Origin of the sequence: Streptomyces sp. NPDC102406, assembly GCF_044765725.1 — a bacterium.
Classification (GTDB): Bacteria; Actinomycetota; Actinomycetes; order Streptomycetales; family Streptomycetaceae; genus Streptomyces.
Window position 1 is genome coordinate 68,653 of the sequence record NZ_JBIWKP010000013.1, and the last position, 18,482, is coordinate 87,134.

13 protein-coding genes are annotated in these 18,482 nt (G+C 73.8%); 5 read left to right on the forward strand and 8 right to left on the reverse strand.

Annotated elements, in window-relative coordinates; translation table 11 throughout:
* Positions 1-27: 27 nt before the first annotated feature.
* The 3 genes from gntD to ACIRF8_RS33565 all read right to left on the reverse strand — a co-directional run bounded on the left by gntD (position 28) and on the right by ACIRF8_RS33565 (position 7,101).
* Entirely contained in the window at positions 28-1,104 is a 1,077-nt protein-coding gene (gntD, locus tag ACIRF8_RS33555) for a guanitoxin biosynthesis L-enduracididine beta-hydroxylase GntD (RefSeq protein WP_404221213.1), read from the reverse strand.
* Complete coding sequence (locus ACIRF8_RS33560; protein ID WP_404221215.1) at positions 1,101-6,392, reverse strand: amino acid adenylation domain-containing protein; 5,292 nt, start codon at positions 6,390-6,392, stop codon at positions 1,101-1,103. The genes gntD and ACIRF8_RS33560 overlap by 4 nt, the downstream gene beginning before the upstream one ends.
* A 223-nt stretch (positions 6,393-6,615) precedes the next feature.
* Positions 6,616-7,101 (reverse strand): hypothetical protein, encoded by a 486-nt coding sequence (locus ACIRF8_RS33565; protein WP_404221217.1) that lies wholly within the window; start codon positions 7,099-7,101, stop codon positions 6,616-6,618.
* Positions 7,102-7,516: 415 nt separating this feature from the next.
* Between ACIRF8_RS33565 and ACIRF8_RS33570 the strand changes: the two genes are divergently transcribed.
* Both ACIRF8_RS33570 and ACIRF8_RS33575 read left to right on the forward strand, forming a co-directional pair.
* A complete protein-coding gene (locus tag ACIRF8_RS33570; RefSeq protein WP_404221219.1) occupies positions 7,517-8,674 on the forward strand; it encodes an aminotransferase class V-fold PLP-dependent enzyme in 1,158 nt (385 codons plus the stop codon).
* Between the two features lie 180 nt (positions 8,675-8,854).
* Positions 8,855-9,451, forward strand: coding sequence for a ScbR family autoregulator-binding transcription factor (locus ACIRF8_RS33575; protein WP_404221222.1), 597 nt, complete (start codon positions 8,855-8,857; stop codon positions 9,449-9,451).
* A 308-nt stretch (positions 9,452-9,759) separates the two neighbouring features.
* Here ACIRF8_RS33575 and ACIRF8_RS33580 read toward each other — a convergent pair whose 3' ends face one another.
* Positions 9,760-10,224 carry a nuclear transport factor 2 family protein gene (locus ACIRF8_RS33580; RefSeq protein WP_404221224.1) on the reverse strand — a complete coding sequence of 155 codons (465 nt, stop codon included), beginning with the start codon at positions 10,222-10,224 and terminating at the stop codon, positions 9,760-9,762.
* A gap of 290 nt (positions 10,225-10,514) precedes the next feature.
* Here ACIRF8_RS33580 and ACIRF8_RS33585 point away from each other — a divergent pair, with 290 nt between their 5' ends.
* The gene (locus ACIRF8_RS33585) at positions 10,515-11,267 is read left to right on the forward strand and encodes a thioesterase II family protein (RefSeq protein ID WP_404221226.1); all 753 of its coding nucleotides are present in this window, start codon (positions 10,515-10,517) and stop codon (positions 11,265-11,267) included.
* 15 nt (positions 11,268-11,282) lie between these two features.
* Here the strand turns inward: ACIRF8_RS33585 and argB are convergent, their stop codons facing one another.
* Together argB and ACIRF8_RS33595 are read right to left on the reverse strand one after the other, a co-directional pair.
* The gene (argB, locus tag ACIRF8_RS33590) at positions 11,283-12,236 is read right to left on the reverse strand and encodes an acetylglutamate kinase (protein ID WP_404221228.1); all 954 of its coding nucleotides are present in this window, start codon (positions 12,234-12,236) and stop codon (positions 11,283-11,285) included.
* A gap of 241 nt (positions 12,237-12,477) precedes the next feature.
* Positions 12,478-13,830, reverse strand: a complete 1,353-nt coding sequence (locus tag ACIRF8_RS33595; RefSeq protein WP_404221230.1) for a lysine N(6)-hydroxylase/L-ornithine N(5)-oxygenase family protein — start codon at positions 13,828-13,830, stop codon at positions 12,478-12,480.
* Positions 13,831-14,215: 385 nt separating this feature from the next.
* Between ACIRF8_RS33595 and ACIRF8_RS33600 the strand changes: the two genes are divergently transcribed.
* Positions 14,216-14,860, forward strand: a complete 645-nt coding sequence (locus tag ACIRF8_RS33600; RefSeq protein ID WP_404221232.1) for an FMN-binding negative transcriptional regulator — start codon at positions 14,216-14,218, stop codon at positions 14,858-14,860.
* A 155-nt stretch (positions 14,861-15,015) separates the two neighbouring features.
* Complete coding sequence (locus ACIRF8_RS33605; protein ID WP_404221234.1) at positions 15,016-16,023, forward strand: hypothetical protein; 1,008 nt, start codon at positions 15,016-15,018, stop codon at positions 16,021-16,023.
* Between the two features lie 49 nt (positions 16,024-16,072).
* On the opposite strand, the gene argJ is transcribed toward ACIRF8_RS33605, so the two are convergent.
* Positions 16,073-17,224, reverse strand: a complete 1,152-nt coding sequence (argJ, locus tag ACIRF8_RS33610; protein WP_404221236.1) for a bifunctional glutamate N-acetyltransferase/amino-acid acetyltransferase ArgJ — start codon at positions 17,222-17,224, stop codon at positions 16,073-16,075.
* Positions 17,221-18,249 carry an N-acetyl-gamma-glutamyl-phosphate reductase gene (gene argC, locus ACIRF8_RS33615; RefSeq protein WP_404221238.1) on the reverse strand — a complete coding sequence of 343 codons (1,029 nt, stop codon included), beginning with the start codon at positions 18,247-18,249 and terminating at the stop codon, positions 17,221-17,223. The genes argJ and argC overlap by 4 nt, the downstream gene beginning before the upstream one ends.
* Between the last annotated feature and the right edge of the window lie 233 nt (positions 18,250-18,482).

Below are 18,482 nucleotides of genomic sequence, written 5' to 3' on the forward strand. Positions count from 1 at the left end.
GTTCGGTACGGGCGGGGGAGGGGGCGGTCAGCCGATGACGCGGGTGGCGCCGTCTAGGCGCCCTGGGCGGGTGCGGCGCAGATCGCGCACCAGGTTGACCCGCTTGAGCCAGCGGTCCCCGCCGTCGAACCCGGCGCGGAAGGAGCGCCGGCCGTGCACCACGTTGCGGTTGTCGACGAAGCAGACCGCGCCGGTGGGTACGACGACGTCGGTGAGGTGGGCGTCGAGGTGGGCGACGACGTGGGCCAGCGCCTCGGCGGCCTCCGCGTCGCCGTCCTGGGCGCGGAAGAAGTCCCGGTCGATGCGGAGCACCGGCAGATCGGCGGCGCCTTCGAGGATGGGCACGGGCCGGGGCACGAAGGCGCCGTCGGCGAACTCGTGCGCGGAGTCCGGCAGGGCGATGAAGCGGGGCTCGGCCAGGACCCGGCGGATGTGCTCGGGCAGCCGCCGCGGTTCGACGTGGGCGACGGTGGTGGCGACCCCGGCCGTGTTGCGCAGCGCCAGCAGGCCCACCCAGTCCGCGCGGTAGGGGGAGAAGGCGTCCTCGGTGTGCCAGGCCAGTTCGAGGGCGCTGGACGCGGAGACCAGGCTGTTCTCGTAGCCCTTGCTCGGCAGGATGTCGGTGACGAGGCGGCCCGCCTGCTGGGTGGCCCAGCCGGTGACGTCGCCGAGCAGCGCCGCGTACAGCACCAGCAGGCAGCCGTAGACCTGGCTCGCCTCGGTGTCCGCCTCGCTCCAGTGCCGCGGGGTGGCGCCGAGCGTCTCCTGGTCGACGAGGTTGCCGCGGACGAGGGTGGCGTGCGTGGCCTCGTCGCGCCGCGCGCTGTTGAGGTGGCGGCGTACCGCGATCGGCAGTTCGTGGGCGAGCACCGGCGCCTCGTCGAGGAAGCGCGGGTCGTCGGCCGCCTTGTACGTCTTCAGGCAGGCCGCCGCCAGGGCGTGCGCGGCGCGGGCCTCACGCGGCGTCAGGTCGAGCGCGTGGTGGTGGGCCGCGGTGCGGATGTCGTCGGCGATCGGGGCGGGAGCCGGTGCGGTGAGGGTCATGGCGTTCTCCGGAAGCGGGTCGATGGCGGTGGCGGGCGCGGTGGCGCGGGCGGCGGTCACCGGGGCTCCCCCGGCCGGCTGCCGAGGTGGTCGAGGCAGAGTTCGTAGAGGTCCTCGGCGTGGGTCTCGTGCCAGCCCTCGGGGGCGGGGACCGCGGCCGGCCACAGCGCGTGGTGGCCCTGGGGGTCGGACAGGACGACGAAGGTGGCGAACTCGTCGGTGTACGGGTCGTCCTCGGCGGGCCCGTCCAGGACGCTCAGCCGGCCGTCGTCCTCCAGCCGGGCGGCCTGGCCGGTGCGCCACATCCGGGCCGTCGTGCCGGGCGCGGCGAACGGGTCGGGCAGGAACCGCTCCCCGGTCGTCGTGGGCGTCCCGGCGTAGCCCTGGGCCACCCCCACACCCGCGATGTACAGGGCGCCCGTCTCGCCGGGGGCCACCGGGCGCAGCGCGGCGTCCAGGATGTGGGCGCGGTAGCCGGGAGCGGGCCTGGCGGGTCCTTCCCCGGTCTGCTCGACGACCAGGCGGGCCTCCGCCCAGCCGCCGCTGACGGCCAGTTCGGCGCCCTCGGCGCGGGCCAGGGCGAGGAGCGCGCACAGCGTCTCGTCCGCGCCGCCGATGACGGTGCGGGCCCCCGTCGCGCGCAGCCAGCCGAGCACCTCGTGCGGCACGGACCGGGTGAGCGAGGCGTTCGCCACGTGCACCCGGGCGCCCGAGGCCAGGGCGCCGAGCAGACCGAGCGCCGCGTCCCCGTCCGGGTAGCCGTGCACCAGCCAGGCGGCCTCGGCGGGCCGGGCCAGGGTCGCGGCGGCGACGGCGGCGGAGCCGCACACGACCGTGCCCTCGTCGGTGGGGATCAGCAGCAGCGGGTCGTCGGCGGACGCGGGACGCAGCCGGTCGGCGTCGGTGAACGGCCAGTGCCCGGCCGTCGGCGCCTCGGCTGCCTCGTCGCGCACCAGACGGGCCGCGCCGGGCACGTCCGCTAGCAGCAGGTCGGCGGGTCCGTCGAGGAGCAGCACCACGGGCCGCAGGTGCGCGGGGAGTGCGGGGACCGGCTGCGCGGGGTTCACCGGCAGCAGCGCCGCTCCCGTCCTGGCGACGGCGAGGGCGGCCACCGCGAAGGCGGCCGGCGAGGAGAGCGCGGTCAGCACCGAGGTGCCGGGGCCCGCCCGGTGTTCGAGCAGCGCGTGCGCCAACAGGTCGGCGCGGGCGCCCAGTTCGCCGTAGGTGAGCCCGGGCAGGAGCTCCGCGCCGGGGGCGTGGTCGACCTGGGCGGCGATGAGCGCGGCCGGATCGCCCGGGGGCAGTGCGGCGTCCGCGCCCGCCCAGGTGCCTTCCGCGCCGGTGCGGTCCGGTGCCGGGCGCAGCCGGCCGAGGGGGAGCGCCGGGTCGGTGAGCGCGGCCTCCAGTACGGCGACGAAGCGGTCGGTGAGGGAGGCGGCGGTGGCCTCGTCGACCGACGCGGCCAGGTAGGCGGTGGTGAGGCGGATCCCGGCGCCGGTGCCCGCCGTGGTCTGCCGCTCGGTCAGGGTGAGGCCCAGGTCGGCGCCGGGCAGCACCGGGCGCAGCGGCTCGGGGCGCACGGTCAGTCCGGCCGCCTCGAAGTGCGCGTCCGTCTCCTGGAGCACGGCGAGGGCGACACCGCCCGGCAGGGCGAGCGGGCCCGGGTGGCGGTAGGCGGTGAGGTCCGTCTCGCGTACCAGGCGCAGCAGTTCGGTGAAGCTGGTGTCCGCCGCCGCGTCCACGGTGAGGGCCAGGGTGCGTCCGTAGGGGCCGACGGCGTCGCGCAGGGCTTCGCTGTCGCGGGCCGGGACGGGGGCGGCGACGGTGATCTCGCCGCGCGGGCCGGTGTCCGCGCCGACCTGGGTGAGCAGGGCGACGAGCGCCGCGTGCGCCACCATGAACGCGGTGACGGAGTGCTCGGCGGCGAACGCGGTCAGCCGGGCGTGCAGGTCCGCGGCCAGTTCGGTCTCCAGCGTGCTGTAGCGCGGGTCGGCCGGTGCCGCCGCGGGAGCGTCCGTGAGAGCGGTGGGCGCGATGTCGCCGTGGCTCGCGCGGGGCGCCGACGAGCGGACGGCGGGGGAGCGGTGCGGGGTGTCGCCGGTGGCGCGGGCGCCGTAGGCCCGGGCGAACTCCGCCGCCAGCGGCACGTGCGACCACAGGTCGACCGCGTCGGCGGGCAGGGACAGTTCGAGAAGGTGCTCGTCGGCGGAGACGGCGTGCAGCAGGGTCCCGGCCACGCCGAGCCGCGAGTTGCGCAGCGCCTCGTGCCGGTGGCCCAGATCGTCGAGGGCGGCGTCGAGGGCCCGCTCGTTCAGGGCGCCGTGCAGCCGCAGCGGCAGGGTGACGGAGCCGTCCGCGCCGCCGGGCCCGGTGCGGGGGGCGGGGGCGTCACCGAGCAGCGCGGCGAACGCGGCCGGGGTCGGCGCCTCGTACACCGCCCTGCTTCCGGGGTCGGCGCCCAGCGTCGTACGGGCCTTGGACAGCAGGCGGGCCGCGGCGAGCGAGTGCCCGCCGATGTGGAAGAAGTCGGAGTCGGCGTGCACCTGGCCGCGCGGCAGCCCCAGCACCTCGGCGAACAGATCGCGCACGATCTCCTGGAGCGGGGTGCCCGGCAGGCCGCCGGTCGGCTCGGCGGTGAACGACGGTACGGGCAGCGCCTTGCGGTCGACCTTGCCGTTGGCGTTCAGTGGCAGCGCGTCGAGGAGCATCAGGGCCGACGGGATCATGTAGTCCGGCAGCCGCTCCTGAAGGTAGCCGTTGAGGGTGACGTCGAGGCCCACGGTGCGGTCGAAGGCGTTCGGCGTGTTCGCGCAGGTCTCGGCGGCGGCGACCGGGGCCGTGTGCACCCCGGTCAGCGCACCGGCCGGCACCCGGTCCGGGTCGACGAAGACGACGTCGAGCAGGGTGGCGCCCTGCCCCGACCAGGTCGGCAGCGCCAGGTAGCCCAGGCGCTCACCGGCCGCGCACAGCTCCTCGGGGTCCGGCGCGAGGGCGGGCAGCGAGGCCGCCGCCTCCAGCTCGGCGAGCGCCGTGTTCTCCTCGTGCACCCGGCGATTGGGCACGGCGGCGAGGCGCAGCGTCGCGGGCCGGACCGCCTCCAGGTGGGCGGTGACCGCGGCGGCCGAGGCGATGTCCTGGCCCCAGCGCAGGACGGGCGCGGTCGCGAGGTCGGCGACCGGCGCGGCGGTCGAGAGCACGGCCTCGTAGCGGTAGCGGGTCAGCTCGTTGTGGTGCAGGCCCCGCTTGACGCGTACGTCCACGGCGCGCACCGCGGGCAGTTCACGGGCGAGCGCGTCGAACAGGGCCGGGGCGAGAAGGAGTTCGGTCTCCAGCTCCACGCGCTCGTCGACGGAGCGCAGCAGGGCGTCGCGGGTCTTGTCCGCGCCGCCGGGGGAGGCCAGCTCCACACCGGTCTGGAAGCAGCGGGCGAGGTCGAGGTTGCGCAGATCGCCGAGGAGCAGCGCGCCGCCCGGGGCGAGCAGCGGCAGGACGCCTTCGATCACGGTCCGCAGGTAGTCCAGGCCGGGGAAGTACTGGATCACCGAGTTGATGACGACGGTGTCGAAGTGGCCGGTGGGCAGGGAGCTGGTGTCCTCGGCGCCGCGGCGGAGCAAGCGGACCTTCGCGGCGAGTTCGGGGTCGGCCTGGGTCTGGGCGGTGAGCGCCGTGATGACCCGCTCGGAGAAGTCGGTGCCCCAGTACTCCTCGCACTCCGGGTCCCTGGCCAGGTGGCCCATCAGCAGGCCGGTGCCGACGCCGATCTCCAGGACGCGGCGGCGGGGCAGCTCCCTGACCCGCTCCAGGGTGGCGCCCTGCCACTCGCGCATCTGCTCCAGGGGGATGGGCCGGGCGTCGTAACTGCTGTTCCAGCCAGCGAAGTCGGTGCCGAGCCCCTCCGATCCGGCGTCGTCGTACAGCGTCTCGTAGATCTCCTTCCACTCGGTGATCTGCGCGTCGGGCTCGGCCGCGGCGGCGGCCGGCGGCGCGGGCACCACGTGGGCGACGAGCCGCTTGTCGCCGTCCGGCGTCTCGTGCAGGGTGACCGCGGCGGCGGACACGCCCGGGTGGCCGGTCAACTGGGCCTCGATCTCGCCGAGTTCGATGCGGAAGCCGCGCAGCTTGATCTGGTTGTCGACGCGGCCCACGAACTCCAGCGCGCCGTCCTCGCGCAGCAGGACCACGTCGCCGGTGCGGTAGAGCCTGCCGCCGCCGCCGGTGAAGGTGTCCTCGACGAAGCGCTGCGCGGTCAGCTCGGGGCGGTCGAGGTAGCCGGTGGCCAGGCCCGGGCCGCCGAGGAGGAGTTCACCGGTGGCGCCGGGCGCGACCGGGGCGCCGTCGGTGCCGACGACGACGGCGACGGTGGTGCCGAGGGCCCGGCCGATCGGGATGGTCCGCGCGTCCTCGGCGGGCGCGTCGACCTCGTGCCAGGTGGCGAAGGTGGTGGTCTCGGTGGGCCCGTACACGTGCAGCAGCCGCTCGGGCGCACCCGCCGCGAACACCTCGCGCACCCGGCGCGGGTCGCAGGCCTCGCCGCCGAACAGCACGGTGCGCAGGGGGGCGAAGGCCGCGGGGCGTTCCCGCGCGATGAGGTTGAACAGGGCGGTGGTCAGGAAGATCGTGGTGATGCCGTGGGCGGCGACCGCCTCCTGGAAGCGCCCGGGGTCGACCACGGACTCCTTGGCCAGGCCCACCAGGCGGGCCCCGGCGGCGAGCGTCGTCCAGATCTCGAACGTCACGGCGTCGAAGGCGGGGTTGGCGGCCTGGGCGACCACGTCCGTCGGGTCCAGGCGCAGGTAGTCGTAGGACCGGGCGAAGTCGACGACGGCGCGGTGCGGGACGACGACTCCCTTGGGGGTGCCGGTCGTTCCCGAGGTGTAGCAGACGTAGGCGGCGTCGTCGGGGCCCGCGGCCGGCTCGGGCAGGGCGGCGGGGCGCGCGGCGATCGCGTCGGCCTCGGCGTCGAGGTCGACCACCACCGTGTCGAGGCCCCGGTAGTCCTCCGGTGCCGCGCTCTGCGTCAGTACGGCCCGTGCGGTGCTGTCCCGCACGATCAGGCGGCGGCGCTCGGCGGGGTTGGCCGGGTCGACCGGCACGTAGGCCGCGCCGGTCCGCACCACGGCGAGGAACGCGGTCACCATGGCGGGGCCGGGCGCGACCGAGGTCACCACCCGGTCCCCGCGGCCCACGCCCTTGGCCCGCAGGTGCGCGGCGAGGCGGTTGGCGGCCTCGCTCAGTTCGCCGTACGTGAGGGACACATCACCGGCGCCGGCCGGGTAGGTGACCGCGGTCGCGTCGGGCCGCAGGTGGACGTGCTGCTCGACGAGGTCGGAGACCGACAGGACCGACATCACTTAGCTCCTAACGACGGGCGCTCTGGGCTTGGCAACTTCTTGCCAAGATGGTGGCAACAGGGCTTGGAGGCCCTGTCTCGGAAGACTTGAGCGGTGGTGGAGCGGCTGGTCACGGGGGCGTCTCGCGCCGCGACCACGCGCCGGACAGCCGAAACCCCCGCTGCGGCCTGCGGCCGGCGGGGGTTGTCGAGGGCGCGCCCGTCGCGCACGGGCGGGCGGATCAGACGGCGGCGACGGCGGGGGCGATCGGCCAGTCGTCGGCGGGGGCGACCGCGGGGGCGACGGGCCAGTCGTCGCGCGGGGCGACGGCGGGGGCGATGGCGGGGGCGACGGGCCAGTCGTCGCCGGGGGCGGCAGCCGGGGCGATCGGCCAGTCGTCGCGCGGGGCGACGGCCGGGGTGACGGCGGGAGCGATCGGCCAGTCGTCGCCGGGGGCGACCGCGGGGGCGACGGGCCAGTCGTCGCGCGGGGCGACGGCCGGGGCGATCGGCCAGTCGTCGCCGGGGGCGGCAGCCGGGGCCACCGGCCAGTCGTCGGCGGGGGCGACCGGCCAGTCGTCCGCCGGGGCCGCCGTGATCGCCGTGATCGCCGAGACCGTCGCGTCGTGGCCGAGGGCCGACGCCGCCGTGGTGCTGATGCCGACGCCGGTGAAGGCGGTGGCGGCGACGGCGGCGGTGGTGACGGCGATCCGGGCGATGCGGTTCATGGCTGACTCCTCTGTGACAACTCTGCATTTTCCGCTTGGCAACCTTCTGCCAAGAAGATTGGCAAGGCGTTCTCGGGAATCGCTCGCAAATCGGTCAATTACGGCTCGACTTGGGCGCCAGAGTCGCTGTACACATGGCCCAGAAAGCGTGAAAAGCGCTGGTGAACCGCGTCTGGCCTGCGGAGTAGCCGATCGATGACCCGGCGGGAAACGCCTTGGCAAGACTGGGCAACCGCTGGAGAACGCATCCGGCACGCATCGGGAGGGCGAGGGGGGCCGAACCGAGTTATCCCTTTTCGGTCGTTCCGCTAGAGCGCCACCGGAGCGCATGTTGCCAAGACGCAAGGGGAGTTGGCAAGGTGCTGCCAACTCATTGGCACATAGTTGCCCCATGGAACGGGGGGAGGCCCCGGACATGACTGCGACGGCCCACGGCGACCCCAGGGTCCACCTGGACGCGGCCGGACTGGGCCCCATGCCCACCACCGCTCGCGCTGCCCTCATCGAGTGGACGCGTCACGAAGACCGCTACGGTCCCTACGAGTTGGAGGAGTACCTGGACGATGTCGTGCACGACCAGCTCCGCACGCGCCTGACCGACCTGCTGCGGGCGCCGACCGGCGACACCGTGCTGTTCACCGGCTCGGCCGACGCCTTCTCCACCGTGGTGTCACGCCTGCCGCTCGGCCCGCACGACCGGATCTGGACGACGCCCTACGAGGGCGTCGCCAACCTGACCGCCCTCCACGCGGCACGCGATCGCACCCGGTGCGGCCTGGACGTCGTACCGCTGCGTCCGGACGGCGACCTCGACACGGAGTGGATGGCCGCGCACATCGACGACGACGTCGCGTTCGTCTCGGTGCCCCAGGTGCCGGCGGGGTTCGGCATCATCAACCCCGTCGAGGCGATCGGCCGCATCCTCGCGCCCCATCGCTGCCTGTACGCCGTCGACGCGTCGTACGCCGTGGGGCAGTTGCCGGTGGACGTGGAGCGCATCGGCTGTGATCTGCTGACCGGCGACGGCTGGCGGTTCCTTCGGGGACCGCGGTTCATCGGGTTCGCCCACGTCTCCCGCAGGCTGCGCGAGGCGCTGGCCCCGCCCGGGATCGTGCCGCTGGTGCCGCCGCACGGAGCGGCCGTCGTCGCACTGAGCGCGGCCCTCGCCGAACACCGGGCCGAGACGCCGGACGAGACACTGACGGCCGCGCTGCGCACCGCCGTGGAGGAGGCGCCCGGTACGGAACTGCTCGTCCCCGGGCGGTTCCAGTCCGGCATCCTCGCCTTCCGGCACGAGCGGCTGCCCGCGGCGCACATCCGGCGCCGGCTGGCGGCCCGGGGGATCGACGTGCGCAAGACGGTCGCCCAGGAGACCCCCCTGTACCGGCCGGGACCCGGCTTCACCACCGCGCTGCGCGCCTCCCTCCACCAGGACAACTCACCGCGGGACATCGAGCGCTTCGGCGCCGCGCTGCACGAGATCCTGGCGCAGGAGGTACCGCACCCGCGCGCTCGTCCGCGCCGCGCCACGGTGCCCGCCCGTGGCGCTCTGACGCTGGTGGGAGGTGTGTGACGGCGCCCCGACCCTAGAAACCGCATGCGCGGTTTGTTACTGTTCTCCGGAGTGGGTCCGTACGCCGACCTGCCGCGACGTGCGTCGCGGCGACCCGCATCAGTGAAGGCGCAGCGAGCGGTGGAGCGCGGCGGTGACGGAGGAGGGACCTGCCGGGACCGCCCCGCAGCCAGGAGGAGCATGATGGTCAAGCAGGAGCGGGCGGTCCGGACCCGGCGGTTGCTGGTCCGCGCCGCGGCCGAGGTTTTCGCCCGGGACGGGTTCGCGCTCGCCTCGCTCACCACGATCAGCCGGTGTGCCGGGGTGAGCACCGGCGCCCTGCACTTCCACTTCCCGAGCAAGCGGGCGCTGGTCGACGCCGTCCTGGACGAGGCGGCCGTGGCCGTGGAGCGGACGACCGGCAGGGCCGACGAGACGCCCGATCCGCTTCGAGCGCTGGTCGAGGCGACGCACGGCCTGATGGGCGGGATCGCGGGCGACGCCGTCGTGCGCGCCGGTTTCGCGCTCTCCGGCGACCCGGCCCGCGCGCGGGGCGACGTGGACCTGCGGCAGCAGTGGCAGCGGTGGGTCGAGCGCACGCTCCAGCGAGCCGAGCGGGAGGGCTACCTTCCCGAGGGCATGTCCTGTGCGCAGATCGCGCCGATCGTCGTCGCGGTGACCGTCGGCTTCGAGGTGCTGGGCTGCCGGGATCCGGCCTGGCTCACGCGCCGGAAGATCGACCGTTTCTGGGAGTTGCTGCTGCCTCAGTGGGCCGACGGGGTTCCGGCTCGCGGGTGACGTCGGGGCCGGGCGCGAACGGGAATCGGCGAGACCGGTCGGTTTTTCTGTCGGGCTGGTCGGTCTGCGCGGCGTACACCCGCACGAACGCGGCGAACCGCTGGGCGTCGCAGGCCGGCTCCAGCACGCTGAGCGGCACGCTCGTACCGGAACCGCGCGACAGCGCGCGATGCGCCTCCAGAGCGGCGGCCACCAGCGCGCCGCGGGGCAGGGGCGCCTCGCCGGGCGAGGGCGAGGGCGTGGGCGTAGGCGTTGAGTGCGTCACGGCAGTTCTCCTCTCAGGCCGGGCCCTCTCAGGCCGGGTCCTCTCAGGCCAGGTCGTCCCGGGTCACCCGGCGGTGCGCGATGCGCCACGTGTCCTCGCGCTCGCGCGTCAGCACGTCCTCCATCACGCACACGTGCAGGGCCTTGGACTCCGCGCCGGGCGGCACCGCGTACACCAGCGCCGAACAGCGTGTGCGCAACGTCGCGTCGGCCTGGGGCCGTACGGTCAGCACGCCGATCCAGTGGGCGAGCCGGTCACCTGCCAGCCGTCGCGCCGCCGCCTTCTCGCGCGTCCACAGCGCGAGCCCGCTACGGGCCGGGAGCGGCCCGGACAGGGACGGCAGCTCCAGGAGCGCGTCGTCGGTGAAGGTCGCGGCCCAGGCAGCGGTGTCGTGCGCGTCCAGAATCCGCATCTGCTGTCCGTAGAAGCTCTGTGCCTGCGCGTACAGGGCGGCGAACTCGACGCCGCCGAGCGTGTGTCGGGCGGCGCTCGCCAACTCGACGGTCATGGTCCGGCCCTCGCTCTCGTCCGTAACCGGAACTGCCAGGAAGAGTCCGGAGCCTGGCTCGGAGCGCTCCATGCGACCGGACTCGGTCCGGACAGCATCCGGGCCCGGCATCGCACGCCCGTCCAGTCCTCCTTGAGAGCCTGTCCTCGAACGGAGCGCGCGAGGATACGACGAGAACCGGTGGAGAGCCGCTGGTGCGTGGCGCCCGGGGGCCGGGCGCCCGGCTATCGTCCGAACGTCCCGGCCCGACCGTCGGACATCGCAGGGAGTGCCTCAGCGAGGGAGTCGCCATGCCCAGGGCGGAAGAGCCGGAGTTGCGTCTGTTCGTGTTCCACCACTCCGGTGGTTCGCATCTGGCGTACCGGGACTGGCCCTCCCAGTTCCCGGCCGGCTGGGAGGTGCGCTGCCCCGACGCGCCCGGCCGCGGGCCGCGTGACGGGCGCCCCGCGTCGGCGAGCACCGAGGCCCTGCTCGACCACCACCTGCGCGAGCTGGACGGTGAACTCACCGGGCGCTACGCCTTCTTCGGGCACAGCATGGGCGGCATGATCGCGTACGAGCTGACGCGCCGGCTCCTCGACGCGGGCCGGACCCCGCCGGTCTGGCTCGGGGTGTCCGCGCGCGGCACTCTCCACCCGGACGGCGACGCCCACCGCAGGCACCTGCTCTCCGACGAGGAGCTGCGCGGGGAACTGGCGGCCATGGGCGGCACCCCCTCGATCGTGCTCGAACACCAGGAACTGTGGGAGCTGTTCGCCCCGACCATCCGCGCGGACCTGCGCATCAGCGAGACCTGGCGCACGCCGCCGCTCGCCGCGCCGCTGCCGGTGCCCCTCTCGGTCTTCGGCGGCAGCCGCGACAAGGTCGCGCCGCCGCACCGGCTGGAGGGCTGGGCGGCCGTCTGCGAACACTTCCTCGGCCTGCACCTCTTCGACGGCGGCCACTTCTACTTCCAGGACCGGCTGCCGGAGGTGGCCGCCCGCATCCAGCGGGAGGTGCGGCGGGCGACGGCGCTCACCGACCGCGCGGCGGCGGCGCTCTGACGCCTGCGGGCATCGCTAGGCCGCGTCGGCGACCTGATGGCGCAGCAGTCGGCGCTCGTCGGCCGCGGCCGAGGGGGTCTCGTCCGGGTCCGGCAGGATCACGGTGCCGACGCCCTCGTCGGTGAACATCTCCAGGAGTACGGAGTGGGGGATCCGTCCGTCGATCACGCGGGCCGCGCCCACCCCGCCGCGTACGGCGTTCAGGCAGCCGGTCATCTTGGGCACCATGCCGTCGTGCAGTTCGGGCAGCAGCTTCTCCAGCTCCCCGGCGGTCAGTCGCGCGATGACCTCCTCGCTGTGGGGCCAGCCCGCGTACAGGCCGGCGACGTCGGTCAGCATGACCAGCCGCTCGGCACCCAGCGCGGTCGCGAGCGCCGCCGCGACGGTGTCGGCGTTGACGTTGTAGACCCGGCCGTCCTCGACGCTGCGGGCCAGCGGTGAGACCACCGGGATGCGGCCGTCCGCCAACAGGCTGTCCAGCGCCCCGGTGTTGACGCCGGTGATGTCGCCGACGCGGCCCACGTCCACCGGTTCCCCGTCGATCCATGGCCGGTGCCGTACGGCGAGCACGGTGTCGGCGTCCTCGCCTGTCATGCCGACGGCGAGCGGCCCCGACCGGTTGATCAGGCCCACCAGTTCGCGCTGCACCTGACCGGCCAGGACCATCCGCACCACGTCCATCGCGGCCTCGGTGGTGACCCGCAGGCCACCCTTGAACTCGCGTCTCAGGCCCCGCCGCGCGAGCTCGGCGTCTATCTGCGGTCCTCCTCCGTGCACCACCACGGGGCGCAGCCCGGCGTAGCGCAGGAAGGCGATGTCGCGGGCGAAGGCGGCCGTCAGGTCCTCGTTGACCATGGCGTGCCCGCCCAGCTTGATGACGACGGTGCGTCCCTGGTGCTGAGCCAGCCAGGGCAGCGCGTCGCCGACGGACTGGGCCTTGAACAGGGCCGGGTGTGTGCTGAGGGACATCAGGACCTCTTCTGCGCTGGGTACAGAACGAAACGCTCGACTTCGACGCGTTTCCCCGGAGCCTGAATTCCTGTCGGCCAGGATTCGGCTGTGCCGCATCATCGCGCTTTGTCGCGGGCGAGCGGAAGGGAATTCCATTGATACGTGGAAGGGGGACACCAGGGCCGGAATGCGCGATGCGCTCGACGCGCGATCGAGAATGACCGGTGAGGGGCTTGAGCGGGAATGGAGCCGCGCTTTCTCACACGACCGAGGTCGAGATGTCATCGGACAACGGACGGTCGAGTTCGCGCTCGGTGCGGCGGAGCACGATCGAGTCGGCTATCTCGCCGCTGCGCACCGCGATGTTCGACAGCAGGGACGAGGAAAGGCCGTGGCTGTGCTCGGTGCCGCCCTGGAGATACACGCCGCTGCTCAACTCCGGCGTGCTGACCAGGCGGTAGTCGCGCTCCACCCGGTGCCGGCCGGCCGCGTCGCGCAGGAAGTACCGGTCGAAGTCGCCGAGCAGGCGCGACGGGTCGAGGCCGTCGTACCCGGTGGCGAACACCAGGGCGTCGACGGCCAGCTCCTCGGTGCTGTCGTCCAGCAGCGAGCGCAGCACGACCTGCGTGTCGTCACCGGTCCGCCGCACCTCGGCGACCCGGGTGAGGTTGCGGAAGTGCAGGCGTCGCACGCCGCCGACCTGCTCGTCGTACGAGCGCCGGTACAGGTCGCGGATGACGTCGGAGTCGACCACCGAGTAGTTGGTGTTGCGGTGGTAGCGCCAGAAGGCGTCCTGGGCGTTCTCGGTGCCGTAGTAGTAGTCGTCGACCGCGGAGGGGTCGAAGACCTGGTTGGCGAAGGGGGTGTCGTCGGCCACGGAGTAGCCGTACGAGGGGACGACCGCGCACACCTGGGCGTGCGGCAGGGAGTCGTGCAGGAAGCGGGTGATCTCGGCGGCGCTCTGGCCCGCGCCGACCACCGCCACGCTGCGCAGTTCCTTCGGGTCCCGGGCGTCGAACCTGCTCAGGAACTCCGAACTGTGCCAGACCCGGTCGTCCGCCGTGACGCCCTTCGGCAGGCGCGGGACGAGGCCGGTGGAGATGGCCACGTTGCGGGCGGTGACCACGCTGACGGTGCCGTCGGCGCCGCGGGCCTCGACCTCCAGGAGGCCGGCCGACGCGGCGCCGGGCTCCGCGACCGGGCGGATCGCGGTGACCTCGGCACCGTAGGTCACGCGGTCGCTCAGACCGGCCGCGGCCCACTCCAGGTACTGGTGGAACTCCTGCCGGGTCGGGAAGAAGTCCTGGTTGTTCACGAACTGCACGAGCCTGTTCGAGGCGTGCAGGAACGAGATGAAGCTGAACCGGGACTGCGGGTTCCTGAAGGTCGCGAGGTCCTTGAGGAACGAGATCTGCATGGTGGTCGACGGAAGCACCATGTTCCGGTGCCAGCCGAACCTGGGCTGCCGCTCGAAGAAGTGGGAGGTGACCGGATGCTGCGCGGAGCCGGCTCCCTGCTCCTCCAGGGCTACCGCGAGCGACAGGTTGGACGGGCCGAACCCGATGCCGACCACGTCGTAGATCTCCTGGCTGAGGCTGCCCGGTGTGTCCATGGAAATTCTCCCCCATTGCGTCGGGATTGCTCGACTGGTTGGCCGAAAGAGGCGTGCTCTCGCCGTTTTCCGCGTGATGGGTGTGGCGGAGGCTTGGCAAAAGCTTGCCAAGATAGTGGCAACAAATTCCAGAGAGTTCGTCCAGGGATGGTCGAGCGGCGGTGGAGTCCCAGGTGAAAGCGCGCCTTTTGCGCCGTACGCACTCTGCCGAGCCACGAGAAATGGCCGGGTATTGTCCTGTCCACGGACGGGCGATATGGTCGGCCCGGGCCTTTGGCTCCCCCGCGTGGCACGACCTGTGGAACAGGCGCCCGCACAGAATGCGATCCGTCATTTCCCGTGGCAGCGCCGTGCCGTGAGCGCATGGCCGAAAGGATGCATCCGGATGTTCGTTCCCAGCTTTTATCGCGAACCGGACAGTTCGTGGATGGTGGACCTGATACGCGGAAATCCGCTGGCGCTCGCCGTGTCCAACGGCGCCGCCGAGGACGGCCCGTTCGCCACGCACCTGCCGGTCATCTTCGACCCGGAGACCTCCGCCGACCCGGTCGGCGACCTGCCGGGCGTCACCCTGCTCGGGCACATGAACCGGGCGAACCCGCACTGGGCGGCGCTGGAGACGGGCGGCGTCCTGCTGCTGACGTTCACCGGCCCGCACTCCTACGTGTCGCCCACCGTCTACGAGAAGAGCCCGGCCGCGCCGACCTGGAACTTCACCTCGGTCCACGTACGCGGCGTGGTGGAGAAGATCTCCTCGATCGAGGAGACGCTGGACGTGGTGCAGTCCACGGTGCGCGCCTTCGAGGGGGCCTTCGGCGACGGCTGGGACATGACCCGCTCGCTCGACTACTTCCGCAAGATCGTGCCGGCCGTGGGCGCCTTCCGGTTCACCGTGACCGGCGCCGAGGGCATGTTCAAGCTCAGCCAGGAACAGCCCGGCGAGGTGCGCGAGCGGGTGCGCGAGTCGTTCGGGCAGAGCGCCTGCACCTACAAGCGGGAGACCGCCGGTCTGATGAGCCGTCTGCCGTAGCCGGCCGCCCGAACTCGGGCGGCGCCCGAGCCGCGCTGGAGACCGCCCTGACCTGCCGCCCGCCCTCGTTGCAAACCAGTGACCCGGTATGTTTTTCTCGGCGGGACAGCCCGCGCGGACCGGCCTGGGCCGGCGCCACAACGGAGGAGGGTCTCTTGACGGGGCTTCGGCCGGTCACGGCGCACATCACTCGGGCTCCGGACGGCTCCGGCCGCCGACGGGCCACTCTGGCGCTGCACACGCTGCTCGACTCCGACTCGCCGCGGCTCGACGGCGAGGACGCTGAGCGGGTCCGGCAACTCGCCGAGCTGGACGCGCCGTTGCCACCGATCCTGGTGCACAGTGCGACGCTGCGCGTCATCGACGGCATGCACCGGGTCAGGGCGGCACGCCTGCGCGGTGACGACACCATAGAGGCGGAGTTCTTCGACGGCGACGACGGCGACGACACCGACGCCTTCGCGCTCGCCACCCGGCTCAACATCGCGCACGGGCTGCCGCTGACCCAGGCGGACCGCGCCGCCGCGGCCGAGCGGCTGCTGCGCGCGCGTCCGTCCTGGTCGGACCGGCGGATCGCCGCCGACGCCGGTCTCTCCGCCGGTACCGTCGCCGCCATCCGGCGCCGTTCGACCGCAGGGGACGAACAGTTGAACACGCGCATCGGCCGCGACGGCCGGGTCCGCCCGCTGCGGGCCACCGAGGGACGGCTCCGGGCCAGTCAGGTGATCGCCGCGAACCCCACGGCGACGCTGCGGGAGATCGCCGCGGTCGCCGGGATCGCCACGGCCACGGCCAAGGACGTACGGGACCGGATGCGCCAGGGCCAGGGCCCGCTGCCCGCGGGCCGGGCGCCGGGCCACCCCGGCGCGGCGCTGCCCGAGGCGCCGGTGGCGACCGGCGCGGGCCGGGCCACGGCCCGCGTCCCGGCGGCGGCCATCGGATCGCTCCTGCCGAGCGTCTGCAAGGACCCGTCCCTGCGCACCGAGGCCGGACGCACCCTGCTGCGGATGCTGAGCGCCCATTCGATCGGCGACGAGGCCAAGTGGCTCCGCCTGGCACGCAGCGTCCCCGGCCACCGCGCCGACCTCCTCGCCCAGGCGGCCCGCCGTTGCGCCGACCACTGGCTGCGGCTGGCCAACGAGCTGGAGGCGCGGCGCACCTGACGGCGCGGCCCGTCCTACCGGTGCCGGGTCGGCGCCCCCCTGCCCGGGGTCATGAGGAGTACTCGCTGTTCTCGTGCACGTAGGCGGCGGTGAGGTCGTTGGTCCAGATGACGGCGGAGTCCGTGCCCGCGCCGAGTTCGACGCGGATGCCGACCTCCCGGCCGCCCATGTCCACCAGCGCGCGGTCCTCGCCGGGCGAGCCGTCCTTGCAGACCCACACGTCGTTGATGGCGACGGAGATCCGGTCCGGGTCGAAGCGGGCCGACGTGGTGCCGACGGCGGACAGGACGCGTCCCCAGTTGGGGTCCTCGCCGTGGAGGGCGCACTTGAGGAGGTTGTTGCGGGCGACGGAGCGGCCCACCTCGACGGCGTCGTCCTCGCTCGCGGCGCCCGCCACCTCGATGCGGATCTCCTTGTCGGCGCCCTCCGCGTCCTTGACGAGCTGCCGGGCCAGATCGGCGCAGACCTCGCGGACCGCCTCGGCGAACGCGCCGTGCTCCGGGGTGGTCCCGCTCGCGCCGGACGCCAGGAGCAGGACGGTGTCGTTGGTGGACATGCAGCCGTCCGAGTCGACCCGGTCGAAGGTGGTGCGGGTGGCGGCCCGCAGCGCCCGGTCCAGGTCCGCGGCCTCGGCGACGGCGTCCGTGGTGAGCACGACGAGCATGGTGGCGAGTCCGGGCGCGAGCATGCCCGCGCCCTTGGCCATGCCGCCCACGGTCCACCCGTCGCGGGTCACCGCGGCCGTCTTGTGCACCGTGTCGGTGGTCATGACGGCGACGGCCGCGTCCTCGCCGCCCGACCTCGACCGTCGCAGGACGACCTCGTCGACGCCCGCAAGGAGCCGGTCCATGGGCAGCGGTACGCCGATGAGCCCGGTGGAGCAGACGGCGACGTCCGCCGGTCCGACGCCGAGCCGGTCCGCGACCCGCTCGGCGGTGGCCCGGGTGTCCCGCGCGCCCTGGGCGCCGGTACAGGCGTTGGCGCCACCGGAGTTGAGGACCACCGCGCGCAGCACGCCGTCGGCGACGCCCTCACGGGTCCACCGCACGGGCGCGGCCTGCACCCGGTTGGAGGTGAAGACCCCCGCAGCGTCGTACCGCGGCCCCTCGTTGACCACGAGGGCCAGGTCCTGCTTTCCGTTCTCCTTGATACCGGCGGCCATGCCCGCCGCGGTGAAGCCTCGTGCTGCGGTGACGCTCACGGTGCGACTCCGATCGTGGAAAGGCCAAGCGTCTCCGGCAGGCCCAGGGCGATGTTCATGCTCTGCACGGCCCCGCCGGCCGTGCCTTTGACCAGGTTGTCGATGGCGGCGACCGCGATGATCCGGCCGGCCACGGGGTCCAGGGCCACCTGGATGCGGGCGGCGTTGGAGCCGAGCACGGCGCCGGTCGCGGGCCACTGCCCCTCGGGCAGCAGCCGGGCGAACACCTCGTCGCCCAGCGCCTTCTCGTACGCGGCCCGTACGTCGTCGGCGCCGGCCCCCGGGCGCGCGGCGGCGGAGCAGGTGGCGAGGATGCCGCGGGGCATCGGGGCCAGGGTGGGTGTGAAGGAGACGGTGACCGGTTCTCCCGCCGCCGCGCCCAGGTGCTGGCTCATCTCGGGTGTGTGCCGGTGGGTGCCGCCCACGCCGTAGGGCCGCATCGAGCCCATCACCTCGCTGCCGAGCAGGTCCGTCCGGGCGCCCTTGCCCGCCCCCGAGGTCCCGGAGGCCGCGACGACCACGGCCTGCGGTTCGGCGAGCCCGGCCGCATAGGCGGGGAAGAGGGCCAGGAGGGCGGCGGTCGGGTAGCAGCCCGGTACCGCGATGCGCCGCGCCCCGGCCAACTCCGCTCGGGCACCGGGGAGTTCGGGCAGTCCGTAGGGCCAGGTGCCCGCGTGCGGGGTCCCGTAGAACGTCTCCCAGGCGGCCGGGTCGGCGAGGCGGAAGTCGGCGCCGCAGTCGATGACGAGCGTCTCCTCGCCCAACTGCTCCGCGATCGCGGCGGACTGGCCGTGCGGCAGGGCGAGGAAGACGACGTCGTGGCCGCGGAGGGCGTCCGCCGTGGTGGCCACGACCTCACGGTCGGCCAGCGGGGCCAGGTGCGGTTGGAGCGCGCCCAGTCGCTGTCCGGCGGCGGAGTGCCCCGTCAGCGCGCCGATCTCCACCCCGGGATGGGTCAGGAGCAGGCGCAGGAGCTCACCTCCCGCGTATCCACTGGCTCCCGCCACGGCTGCTCGTACGGTCATGAGTCCTCCCCGTTGACAGACATGTCGTTCTAACGCGGGCGCGGGCCGGCCATCAATGGTTGTCGGCATGCGCATGACAAGCATGCGGACGTGGCCGTGGGGGGGGGGGGGGGCGGCCGCCCCCCCCCCCCCCGCCCCGGCCCCCGCCCCCCCCCCCCCCCCCCCCCCCCCCCCCCCCCGCGACAAGACGCCCCCCGGCAGATGTCGGCGCGGCCCCCGCAACCACGACGGAG

Excerpts from the sequence above, each read along its gene's own strand:
- ACIRF8_RS33560 (WP_404221215.1), bottom strand. The coding sequence starts at position 6,392 with ATGTCGGTCCTGTCGGTCTCCGACCTCGTCGAGCAGCACGTCCACCTG.
- ACIRF8_RS33565 (WP_404221217.1), bottom strand. The coding sequence starts at position 7,101 with ATGAACCGCATCGCCCGGATCGCCGTCACCACCGCCGCCGTCGCCGCC.
- ACIRF8_RS33570 (WP_404221219.1), top strand. The coding sequence starts at position 7,517 with ATGACTGCGACGGCCCACGGCGACCCCAGGGTCCACCTGGACGCGGCC.
- ACIRF8_RS33575 (WP_404221222.1), top strand. The coding sequence starts at position 8,855 with ATGATGGTCAAGCAGGAGCGGGCGGTCCGGACCCGGCGGTTGCTGGTC.
- ACIRF8_RS33580 (WP_404221224.1), bottom strand. The coding sequence starts at position 10,224 with ATGACCGTCGAGTTGGCGAGCGCCGCCCGACACACGCTCGGCGGCGTC.
- ACIRF8_RS33585 (WP_404221226.1), top strand. The coding sequence starts at position 10,515 with ATGCCCAGGGCGGAAGAGCCGGAGTTGCGTCTGTTCGTGTTCCACCAC.
- argB (WP_404221228.1), bottom strand. The coding sequence starts at position 12,236 with ATGTCCCTCAGCACACACCCGGCCCTGTTCAAGGCCCAGTCCGTCGGC.
- ACIRF8_RS33595 (WP_404221230.1), bottom strand. The coding sequence starts at position 13,830 with ATGGACACACCGGGCAGCCTCAGCCAGGAGATCTACGACGTGGTCGGC.
- ACIRF8_RS33600 (WP_404221232.1), top strand. The coding sequence starts at position 14,216 with ATGTTCGTTCCCAGCTTTTATCGCGAACCGGACAGTTCGTGGATGGTG.
- argC (WP_404221238.1), bottom strand. The coding sequence starts at position 18,249 with ATGACCGTACGAGCAGCCGTGGCGGGAGCCAGTGGATACGCGGGAGGT.